The sequence below is a fragment of the Arsukibacterium sp. genome, assembly GCF_033722355.1.
Lineage (GTDB): Bacteria > Pseudomonadota > Gammaproteobacteria > Enterobacterales > Alteromonadaceae > Alishewanella.
The window spans coordinates 1-2,864 of record NZ_JAWVZF010000238.1 but is presented as its reverse complement, the minus strand read 5'-3'; the positions used below and the strand labels follow the sequence as shown (position 1 = coordinate 2,864).

3 protein-coding genes are annotated in these 2,864 nt (G+C 49.1%); 2 read left to right on the top strand and 1 reads right to left on the bottom strand.

Annotated elements, in window-relative coordinates; genetic code table 11:
- Nucleotides 1–17 precede the first annotated feature (17 nt).
- Nucleotides 18–434 carry an MAPEG family protein gene (locus tag R3177_RS14250; protein WP_318971671.1) on the bottom strand — a complete coding sequence of 139 codons (417 nt, stop codon included), beginning with the start codon at nt 432–434 and terminating at the stop codon, nt 18–20.
- 164 nt (nt 435–598) lie between these two features.
- On the opposite strand from R3177_RS14250, the gene R3177_RS14245 reads away from it, so the two are divergent.
- Nucleotides 599–1,183, top strand: a complete 585-nt coding sequence (locus R3177_RS14245) for a thymidine kinase (RefSeq protein WP_318971670.1) — start codon at nt 599–601, stop codon at nt 1,181–1,183.
- 73 nt (nt 1,184–1,256) lie between these two features.
- Nucleotides 1,257–2,789, top strand: a complete 1,533-nt coding sequence (locus tag R3177_RS14240; protein WP_318971669.1) for a diguanylate cyclase domain-containing protein — start codon at nt 1,257–1,259, stop codon at nt 2,787–2,789.
- Nucleotides 2,790–2,864 lie beyond the last annotated feature (75 nt).

Genomic DNA, 2,864 nt, shown 5'->3' with positions numbered 1-2,864 from the left:
GCCCTGTTCAGGCCGGCTTAAATAAACGCCAGTACCAGCAAGCGGATCCAAATCAGCCATAATGCCAGGCAGCCGAGCAAAAACACCCGAAACCGCAGCCTGACGTTATTGCTGCCAATATGAACCACAGTATGCCAGTAACGCAGGGCAACAAAAACGGTGCCCATGATAACAAACGTCAGATCAACCAGACCGAACTGTAAGCAGAATAACACGCTGAACAAATACAGCATCGGCATCTGAAACTGATTATCAAAATTACGACTGGTAGCAATAACCTGTTCACTGGCACCGGTTAAATCCATGGTACGAAACGCGCTCATGCTGATTTCCTTGGTTTTCGCTGCCTGAATGCGGCGCCGGCCCATGATAATCATCACTACACTGGTCAGTAACACCTGGGCAAATACCGGGAGCAACATTAATTTTTCCATCTGTTTTTCCTGTCAGATTAAGTCATTTTGCTGATTAGCCGGCAAAGTATGCCTGTTACTGTGGCTAAAGCCAATGTCGGCATTAAGTTGCAGCGTTTACAGCCATAGTCGCTTTGGGTATTGTTAGCCGTCAATTTTCAGACTTACTTTCAGGAACCTGGCCCATGGCCCAACTTTATTTTTATTATTCGGCAATGAATGCCGGCAAATCGACGTCTTTATTACAAAGTGCTTATAACTATCAGGAAAGGGGCATGACCGTTGCCATTTATACCGCAGCGCTGGATAACCGCTTTGGCTTAGGTAAAGTCAGCTCCCGGATTGGTCTGGCGATGGACGCTCATATCTTCGACCCGCAGTTTAATTTTTACCAGCATGCCAGCGAGCTTAAAGCACAGGGTCGGCTCGATTGTGTGCTGATTGACGAAGCCCAGTTCCTCAGTAAAACTCAGGTGCGACAGCTTACAGATATTGTTGACGAGCTATCTGTTCCGGTGCTGGCATTTGGCTTACGTACTGATTTTCTGGGTGAAACCTTTGCCGGCAGTGAAGCCCTGCTGGCCTGGGCCGATAAACTTATCGAACTGAAAACCATCTGTCACTGTGGACGTAAAGCCAACTTTGTTGTCAGGCTCGATGCAGAGGGCAAAGCAGCAACCGCCGGCAGCCAGGTACAAATTGGCGGCAACGAAAGTTATGTTTCCATGTGCCGCCAGCATTTTAAACAACTGGTCTGGCAGCAAGCATAAGTTTCTCTGCGCGCTCCCTAGTTGCCATAAACGCTCAATCCGTTATAGTAAGAAAAAACCGTGTTGATAATTTATGGCAGAAAACTCAGACGCTTATCCCCATTTTTGGGCCATTCTGGAGCGATTACCGCTGGCGCTTTTGTACAAAGAAAGCGCCAAGGCTGATATTTTTGCCAATGAAGCCGCCCGTAACCTGTTAGGGCTTATGCAACAGCATAAGCCGCTCAGCCTGCCACAACTGTCTGAAATCCGCCTGCTGGACCCGCAATATAACAGAATTAGCCTGTTGAATAATCCATTGCTGCTGGCATTAAGTGGCACCCTGGTGCAGCAGCAGGTGCGGCTCGGTGAGGCCGGCAATGCGGCTCTCTTTATGCTGCAAAGCCAGCTGGTAAAACTGCAGTACAGCCTCGGCCACACCATTATCGTGACATTCTGTCCGCTGCAACAAACCAGCAGTAGCCCCGAAGCATTACCGGCAGCGGACATACCCAGCGCCCATATTGCTGAGCTGGAAGAAGCTCTGGCCTTTGATAAACTGATGTCGCTTATTTCCACCGAGCTGATTAATGTCCGCAGTGACGCCCTTGATCAACATGTCGAAGATGCCCTGGCAGCGCTTGGCGAATTTTGCCATGCCGACCGGAGTTATCTGTTTCAGTTTAATGAAGACATCACTGAAATGAGCAACACTCACGAATGGGTGCGCGACGGTATCACCGCCCACAAAGATAATCTGCAACATATTCCGGAACATGCTTTACCCTACTTCTTCGAAAAAATTCAGCGGGATCATATTTTTGCCGTCGCCGATGTCAGTTTATTGCCGGCTGAAGCCAGTGCCGAGCAACAGGAATTTAATAACGAAGATATTCGTTCAGTATTGTGTACCGCTATGCTGGCCGACAATAAACTGATTGGTTTTGTTGGTTGTGACATGGTGGCCCGCCAGCGCAACTGGACCGGCAGCGATTTACGCCGGATTAAACTGGTGGGCGAGATGATTGCCAACAGCATTCAGAATGTCAATTACCGGGTCTCGTTACAACAAACCCAGCAGCAATTACTCCAGGCAAACCAGGAACTTAAAAAGCAGGCCAATCAGGATGGCTTAACAGGCCTGGCCAATCGCCGCCAGTTTGATGAAAAATTACTGGAAGAAATCCAGCGAAGTGCCCGCAACAAGTTGGCCTTGAGCCTAATTTTATTAGATATTGACCTGTTTAAACCTTTTAATGACCACTACGGCCATCAGGCCGGTGACGAGGCCCTGCAACAAGTTGCCAAAGCGCTCAGTAAAGAGGCCCGTCGCCAGGGTGAAGTGGCAGCGCGCTATGGCGGCGAAGAATTCGCGCTGATTTTGCCAGGGAGTGACAGCGACGACTGCCATGAAGTGGCAAAGCGGATACAACAACATATCAAGGCGCTGAATATTGAACACGCTATGTCGAATGTCGCGCCCTACCTGACCGTCAGCATCGGCTGCTACAGCGTGATAGCCAATAAAAACACCAGCCCCAAACAGATGTTAAATCAGGCCGACCAGGCGCTTTATCAGGCGAAAGCGGCAGGGCGTAATTGTATTATCAGAAAAAGTGAGATCTAGCTTCGCCATCGCAAATAAACGGACAAGGTTAAAGATGGCGTAAAAACCCTGTCTGAAAAAAAACCGCCCAACCAG